The organism is Armatimonas sp. (assembly GCF_043760365.1).
In the GTDB taxonomy this organism is placed as follows: Bacteria; Armatimonadota; Armatimonadia; order Armatimonadales; family Armatimonadaceae; genus Armatimonas.
The window spans coordinates 1-7,459 of sequence record NZ_JAYUPA010001014.1; the positions used below are offsets into that span (position 1 = coordinate 1).

Here is a 7,459-nt window from a genome sequence, read left to right on the forward strand (position 1 = left end):
GATGTTTCCTGGAAGTGGGGGCAATCCCTTGAATACAGGGCCGGGAGGCATCTCGGTTGACTGGGGCTTCCCCGATGCTCGGGTGCGGTGTGTCGCGCCTTTCAACGTGACGGCGACCAACTGTGTCTACGGCCCACTGATGTACAACGGACAGCCCAAGGGCTACTGCTGTGTCTGGCAGGGCGGCGGCTCGGCGATGGCAAGGCCGTACTTCAAGTCCGATATGGCGGTCTTCTGCCCGAACCAGAATAGGATCCCAGGCAACCCCTCGGAGTACAGCTACAACCTGAACTACCAGTGGCTGGGCCCACTGGCGCGGATTGACTTCCCGGCGCAGAAAGTGCTGGTGATCGAGACCTACACGGTGCACGATGGCGATAGAAATGTTCGCTACTGCTGCAACGGCCCGGGGGCGTGGGACATGATGGCCTTTGTGGACGGTCACGTTAAGCTCCAGCGCCTGGATCGCGGCTGCGCGAAACTGACGATTCGAAACTCCAATCCCGTCTGTGCAAACTGGTATGCCTGTAACTCGGCAAGCTGTTGCCCTGAGAACTACGGCTGCTCTGGGGCAAGTGGCAGCGTCCCTGACTTCCCCTAGAAATCCCGTCCGCCGAGGACATCAAATCCCCGGCGGACAAGTATTTTCGGCAGAGAAAGGGCTTTCTCCTAGGTATTTTTACGGATCCGCCACGAAAACAACGGCGCAGCGCTCTAAAAATTTACTCTCGCTGTTGGCTTCTTGAATGCGCTGGGCATCGCTTGCCGAGAGAATAGGCTCGCAACGAGTGGAGTCGCGGCACCGACGGGCGCGGACAATCAAGGGGCGGGCACCGATCCGGGAGCTGTTTCGGGCGGCTTCCAGCGAGTGCGGGTAGGCGACAATGCCCTGGTCTTGTAGAAATTCGTCGCTGACAGTAATGGTTCCAAAGACTTCCTCGTCACTCTCGTTCCAGAGCTTGGGGCAAGGTGACGATTTCAGTCCCAGGCCGCGGCAGTCCACGATTAGGCCCGTGAAGGCGACTCCAGGGGGAGCGGGTGTGCCCGGCGTGAACGACTCCCGTGGTTTGTCTTGCTCCGTGGCGGTCTTGGTTTCAATCGGCACTCCGATCGCCTCCGACACCGAGCCTGCTCCGATCAAGCGCACCTGTACGATCACCCGAAAGATACCTGCCTCAGGGAGGAGTTTCTCCTCGAGAACCTCGGCGCTCTTGACCACCTCCGCCAGCTTCAGCCGTACTCCACTATTCGCAGTGTTGGTGTAGCTACTCACCCGGCTCTCTCCGCGAACACGCACCTGTTGAAGCGCCATCGTCAGTGTTTGTAGTGCATCGGCACGGGCGGCATCGCGAGCGAGGAGTGTATCTTGGGCGCGCGAACGTGTCGTGCTAGGCGGAGGGAGAGCTCCCAGCCCGACGGCCCGAGCGATTCCCTGGCTGTAGTCAATCCGCCCCTTCCCTGATGCCACCGCCTCTACGAGCGCGGCTTTCTCTGAGCTAGTGGAGGTGGATCCACCCGCCCCCGCAAGCACCTGCTGGAGTAATTTGGGATCCATGACCGAAGAAACAGTCTGAGGAGCGGATTTTGCCGTCTGCTTCGGGGCAGACTGTGGAGGCGACTTGGCTTTACCGCTCTTAGATTTCTGTGGCGATCTCTGCGACGTCACCGTTACCAGAGTGAAAGGCAGTAAAAGCAAGATAGCACGTAACATTGAGAATACCTCTACTTTTCTTTTTTGGAGAATTGGTTCGTGGAAAGGTTTCACCAATTGTGCAGACGCCAGACCTCAAGCTCGGCATTCTGAAAAATCAAGACCCCCTGCTCCCGGGCGAGGCGCTGACTAAACCGAACCTGGTTCTCCGTGGGAAAGAGGCTGGGTAGTGGCTGCTCCCTGCGACCGACAACGACATGGGTGAGCCGGGCGCGCTTCACATCGGCGATAAAGTCGCTGTAGTGCGTAAGGCGAATCGCACCCTGGAGATAGGGGTGTGGCAACCAGCAGGATCTCTCGCAGTAGTAGGCGGTGTCGGCAACCAGCAGAATGCGAGCACTTTTTGGGGTTGTCTGGTTGATCCATACTAGCACCGGGTAAAGGGAGAGTTGCTGCGTGAGGTAGGCCGCGCGCGCCGCCTTGTCTCCCAAAATGGCCGGAAGCGCGGCCGGAAGCTGACGTGCCTGAAGTACTCCTCCTCCCAGCACGGCCACACTGGCCAGCCAGAGTGGTGCTTGGAGTGTGCGCAGACGGAGCGCCACCAGGAGGATCACCACGGGCAGAAGCGGGAGCAGGTAGCGTGGGTAGGGCCCCACCAGCCAGAGAGAGAGCGCCAGTAGGCCCGCCAGGACCCAGGCGAGGCGCTGCTGTAGTGCCTCAGCTCGCCTCCAGAAAACGCCCCCCCCTAGCACCGCGAGAATCAGCCCCCCGCGAATCGCTTGCCGCGTGGCCGCATCCCAGCTCTGACCACTGCCCCAGTTGTAGAGCTGGTTGAACGTGAGAAAGATCCTAGAGAGCTCCCCTGACCAGTCGCGAGTCGGGAAGATGCTGGCTAGGGTTGGGTAGAGCGGATTGCCTGTCAGACACCAGGCGCGGAGCAGATAGGGGGTTATCGGGGCGAAAGTAACGAGCAGGAAAATCGCCCGGTCGCGGGGGCTTCGCGGGCCGCTTGCGAGAAGTAAACCCAGTCCGAGAAAAACTCCGGTGAGCTTGAACGAGGCCGCGAAGCCGCTCAGAAGCGCCGCCAGTAGCCAGAGCCGCCGGTCGTTGCGCTGTACTGAGAGGACAAAAGCCAGCAGTGCTGCCGCCGTCTGAAACGCGACTCCTAGGTCCACGTAGGCCGCACAAAACTCACCCCGCCCCAGAAGAAACAGCGTGGCTCCGGCCAGCAAGCCCGCGCCACGGCTCCCCAGTGCCTTTCCCAGTGCGGCCAGAGTGCCCAGCGCCAGTACCCCCAGCGCAAAATGCAGGAGCTTGGCGGCGGTGTCGCTCCAGAGAGCCAGCGGTAGGCCAAAGAGCATGTCCACACCCATCGGCCACTGGGTCATGGTGAGTGTCGGTAGGTAGTCTAGCCGCCCCGTTGCCAGCCAGCGCCGGAGCGCCGTCAAGTGGTAGAACTGCCCATCGTGATCCGTCACGGGAGCCACCGCCAGGGGAAAAAAGCAGAGGAGCGCAAGAGCGAGCGCCCACTCCAGCGGCTCCTGAGGGAGGAAACGCAGACTTGGCAGCGGGAAAAACTCCCGCCGTGCTCCGAGCACGAGTAGCAGCAGGGTTATCAGGATCGGCAGCGGCTTCGCCAGGCCAAGTGTACCCAGACCAAAGAAAACGAACTGTAGGCTTCCTAACCCCAAGGCCAATTCGAGCAGGGGGTTGCCTTGGTCGCTCTGCCCCCGCCCGATCTGCCGCCCGAGCGCACGCGCCAGCCAGAGCAGGGCCAGCACAAAAGGCGGATCGGTTAGCAACGAGCAAGGTAGCACAGACTAGATGATCGGTTTGCTTGACAGGCTTTCTCACCGGCGATAGAATTTGTGAACAAGTTCACAAAGTTAGGCAAACCGATGGCAACGTCAAGTTTTATGCACACCGCTCTCCAGCGCGGAGAGCTTGCGGGGATCTACGACAAAGTAATGGAGGGCAAGCGGCTCTCCTTCGACGATGGACTGGCACTCTGGAAGTCCGATGATCTTACCGCCATCGGAGCGCTCGCCAATATCGTCCGCGAGGCCAAGAACGGCAACGACACCTACTACGTTCGAAACCAGCACATTAACTACACCAATCTCTGTAACAAGGGCTGTCAGTTCTGCTCGTTCTACGCCCAGAAAGACGGTCCCTCGGCCTACACGATGAGCATGGAGCAGGTGCGCGAAAAACTGGAGCGCACGCGCCATTTGCCTGTCACGGAGATTCATATGGTGGCGGGTATCAATAAAAAATTGCCCTACTCCTACTACTTAGAGCTGCTTGATACCGTCAAGGCCACCCGCCCCGAGGCGCATATCAAGGCGTTCACGATGGTGGAACTCCTGCACATTCAGACACTCGCCCAGAAACCCATGACTGAGATGCTGCTTGAACTCAAGGCGCACGGGCTCTGTAGCCTCCCCGGTGGCGGCGCGGAGATTCTCACGGACCGTGTGCATGACGCGATCTTCCCGCGCAAGGAGACCGCCGCCGAGTGGCTGGAGACGGCAAAAACGGCGCACCGAGCGGGCCTGCACACCAACGCGACCATGCTCTATGGGCACATCGAGACGCTAGAAGAGCGCGTGATCCATACCATGAAGCTGCGTGAGGCTCAGGACGAAACTGGTGGCTTTCTGACCTTTATCCCGCTAGCGTTTTCCAGCAAGGGGACGAAACTCTCGCACATTCCCAGCACCACGGGCTATCTGGATCTGAAGGCCGTCGCCATCGGGCGGCTGATGCTAGATAACTTCCCGCACATCAAGGCATTCTGGATGATGATCACCCCACCCGTGGCACAGACCGCACAGTGGTATGGTGCCGATGACATTGATGGCACAATTGTGGAGTACGTCATCACCCACGAGATTGACGATGAAAACGAGGAGCAGAACCTCAGCCAGCGCCAGCTTGTGCAGATGATCGTCGAAGCGGGCCGTGATCCCGTCGAGCGCGATCCGCTCTACAACATCATTGAGCGCACGGATAGCCGCGTGTTGTTAGAAGAGCCCCGTCGCTTGGCACTTCCAATGCTGTCCTGAGCTGAACGTCAGCCCCCTTTCGGTTGACGTAGTCGGGGCGAGCGGTAGTACTGCCCCGATAGCGCCGAGAGAATACCCACACGGATTGTCTTCACCGAGTCAAATGGGCTTAAGACGACCAGCGCCGTTTCCTCCTGCGGAAGCTCGCTGACAATAACGTAGTGGCTAAAGTGCCTAATTTCTGCGGAGGTGACTCCCTCGGGAAAGTAAACCAGAAGGTCGGCTGAGAACCGCTTAAGCTCTTCCAGCGGTGTCTGCTCCGGGTCAGCCATACGCACCGAGTCAAACCAGGTTAAGTTTTTAAGAACAGCCGCTACCCCCTCCACAAGAAGAGGGGAACCATACGCCGTAGCTTGACGACCCTGCATTTGAATATTTAGTGAGGCAATACTATTGTCGTTGTTCCAACAACCTGGCTACTCCCATCCATTGTCGCATAAACTGTCACTACCTCCACATAACTTGCCGAAAATGCAACATTAACATAGTTTGCGCCAGGATGAACGGGCACATCCATATCTACGACACCAGCAGGAATACTGTGAATATGCACAACGCCTGCCCCTTCCACAGTAACAACACAAGGTTGCATACTACCTGCTGATACGATTCCTGGTAGAAGGATATCAGTTGGCCTAATCCCTTCGCCAAATGCAGAAATTATCGTCACAGACAATAAAAAAGTTGTTGTAACTATTTTCCTGAAATTCACAAACGTCATTTTGAAATCCTCGACAACTATATCTTGTCAATGGCAAGGTTATGTTGGTGAGGTGAGGTTATCTTTAAGTGTTTACAAAATTTCTTACAATTTTACGGATATCCAAATCTGTAATTTCGGATTTATTTCTAGTAATTTCTTCGGCCCATTTTCGAATCTGTGACTTTCCTTCTTCCAAAGAACCAATTCCTACAGGGATAATCTTTATTTTATGATTAGACATAAAAATCGATGATATAGGCCCTTCTTCAGAACCTGATAGCTTTTTAAAATTTGAAATATAGATGGAACGCAGTAGATGGATATCTGATTTTTCTGTTGCATATTTTAGTAACGAATAACAAAACAAAGAACTGACCAAATCAAATATATTTTGGGACATCAAATTTTTCATTATTGATTTTTCATATAGATCAGTTGCTTGTGCAGGTGAATTTGACACAAGGATACAATCGGCGAGAGATTGTATCGAGGAAGCTACGTCTCCATCAGTCCCTCGTCGAATCGCAAATCTATATTCTTTGTAAGCAAAATTAATTGCAGCTTTGATGTTTCCATTTTTCAGAAAACCACCACTAAGATTATTAAATGCCGTGATAATTCTTACATAATCCTTTTGTTTTAAAAATATGGATATTGCATTATTGATATGGATTATTCCTTGATCCCATTCTGATAATCCTATTTCTATAGATCCTAAATTAGAATAAACAATTCCTAATAATGTTTTATTTTCTGGGATAGTATCAAACTCAAGAACTTCTTGGCACCATGATTTAGCTTTAGTTAATTCTCCACTAACTATAAGCTGGGAAATTAAACTGATTTTCAATCGAATAAGTTGCTCTGCTGTAAGAGATTCACGTAATTTCTCCTTTTGTAATATTTGAGAAAGATACTCCTGGCCTTCTTTGTGATAGATATTGATCCACCAAAAACGCCCGAGACTGCTGCCAAGCTGATAGGCTGCGTCGAGGTGCGTGGAATCTTCGGATTCCAGGCTCCAGCGCAGGGCGGCGCGTAGGTTTTCTAGGTCGTTTTGGAGACGCTCCATCCAGAGAGGTTCCTGATCCGTGCGCCAGTGGGAGCGGGCCTGATCGGCGAGATGGGCGAAGTGCGTGGCGTGGCGCTGGCGAAAGGCTTCGCGTTCGGTGGATTCCCACTGCTGATCGCCGAAGAGCCGTAGGGACTCTAGCATCTCGAAGCGGACGTGTTGCTCGCTGACTTCGGTGGTTAAAAACGAGCTGTCGCAGAGCTCGGCGAGGTGGTCGAGCGCCAGCGGGCTCTGGAGTACCGGCTCGACATCCTGGTGGGAGAAGCTACCACGAAAGACGGTGAGCTGGACAAAGAACTGCTGGAGCTCAGGGCGCAAGAGATCGTAGCTCCAGGAAATGCTGGCATGGAGCGAGCGGTGGCGCTCCGGGCCGCTGCGCCGGTTGGTGGAGAGAAGACGGAAGCGCTCCTCCACTCCCTCTAGAATCTTAGTGGGCGGCATTACCTGCACACGGGCTGCGGCCAGCAGGAGTGCCAGGGGAAGCCCCTCCAGGAGACGCGCGATATTGCCCACGGCCTTCAGATTGCGGGTATGGAGGTGGAAATCGGGCATGCTCTCACGTGCGCGGTCTACAAATAGAGCAACACTGGGCCAGGCGGCTTCGAAGGCAACGGGATTTTTGATGCCCGTGAGGATGGCTTCGGGAGACGGAACGGGAAGAGGAGAGACGGGAAAGAGACGCTCACCGGGGATGGAAAGCCGCGTTTGTGAGGTGGCGAGGCAACAGAGCAAGGGGACGCGCTGAAGCAGACGGCCCAGACAGGTGATCGCATCAGTTTCCAGGAGCTGCTCCATGTTGTCTAGAATCAGCACGGGCCGTGACCTCTGGCTTAGCAGATAGCAGATCGTCTCCAGTGGGTCGGCATCAGGGCCGGAGGGGAGGCGAATCTGAAGACTACTCGCGAGCGCCAGCAAGAAGTCCTGTTCCTGGCGGGCGTTTTGGAGCGCGACAAAGTAGGCACTGC

General features: G+C 55.6%; 7 protein-coding genes. 2 read left to right on the forward strand and 5 right to left on the reverse strand.

Translation table 11 applies throughout. From position 1 onward, the window contains the following. A partial coding sequence (locus ACH2EH_RS25715) for a hypothetical protein (RefSeq protein ID WP_395146279.1) occupies window positions 1-601 on the forward strand: 601 nt, incomplete at its 5' end. Between the two features lie 78 nt (window positions 602-679). Here ACH2EH_RS25715 and ACH2EH_RS25720 read toward each other — a convergent pair. Both ACH2EH_RS25720 and ACH2EH_RS25725 read right to left on the reverse strand, forming a co-directional pair. Then, window positions 680-1,555, reverse strand: coding sequence for a hypothetical protein (locus ACH2EH_RS25720; RefSeq protein ID WP_395146280.1), 876 nt, complete (start codon window positions 1,553-1,555; stop codon window positions 680-682). 206 nt (window positions 1,556-1,761) lie between these two features. Beyond that, window positions 1,762-3,453, reverse strand: a complete 1,692-nt coding sequence (locus ACH2EH_RS25725; protein WP_395146281.1) for a hypothetical protein — start codon at window positions 3,451-3,453, stop codon at window positions 1,762-1,764. A 96-nt stretch (window positions 3,454-3,549) separates the two neighbouring features. Between ACH2EH_RS25725 and mqnE the strand changes: the two genes are divergently transcribed. Beyond that, window positions 3,550-4,719 (forward strand): aminofutalosine synthase MqnE, encoded by a 1,170-nt coding sequence (gene mqnE, locus ACH2EH_RS25730; protein ID WP_395146282.1) that lies wholly within the window; start codon window positions 3,550-3,552, stop codon window positions 4,717-4,719. A gap of 8 nt (window positions 4,720-4,727) precedes the next feature. Here the strand turns inward: mqnE and ACH2EH_RS25735 are convergent, their stop codons facing one another. The 3 genes from ACH2EH_RS25735 to ACH2EH_RS25745 all read right to left on the reverse strand — a co-directional run. After that, window positions 4,728-5,087 carry a hypothetical protein gene (locus tag ACH2EH_RS25735; protein WP_395146283.1) on the reverse strand — a complete coding sequence of 120 codons (360 nt, stop codon included), beginning with the start codon at window positions 5,085-5,087 and terminating at the stop codon, window positions 4,728-4,730. 8 nt (window positions 5,088-5,095) lie between these two features. Continuing rightward, window positions 5,096-5,440 carry a hypothetical protein gene (locus ACH2EH_RS25740; RefSeq protein WP_395146284.1) on the reverse strand — a complete coding sequence of 115 codons (345 nt, stop codon included), beginning with the start codon at window positions 5,438-5,440 and terminating at the stop codon, window positions 5,096-5,098. Window positions 5,441-5,504: 64 nt separating this feature from the next. Continuing rightward, window positions 5,505-7,459: ATP-binding protein (locus ACH2EH_RS25745; RefSeq protein WP_395146285.1), on the reverse strand; the 1,955-nt coding region annotated here is incomplete at its 5' end.

Bases quoted from the DNA above. Each gene is read 5' to 3' on its own strand.
- ACH2EH_RS25720 (WP_395146280.1), bottom strand. From the start codon at position 1,555: ATGGATCCCAAATTACTCCAGCAGGTGCTTGCGGGGGCGGGTGGATCC.
- mqnE (WP_395146282.1), top strand. From the start codon at position 3,550: ATGGCAACGTCAAGTTTTATGCACACCGCTCTCCAGCGCGGAGAGCTT.
- ACH2EH_RS25735 (WP_395146283.1), bottom strand. From the start codon at position 5,087: ATGCAGGGTCGTCAAGCTACGGCGTATGGTTCCCCTCTTCTTGTGGAG.
- ACH2EH_RS25740 (WP_395146284.1), bottom strand. From the start codon at position 5,440: ATGACGTTTGTGAATTTCAGGAAAATAGTTACAACAACTTTTTTATTG.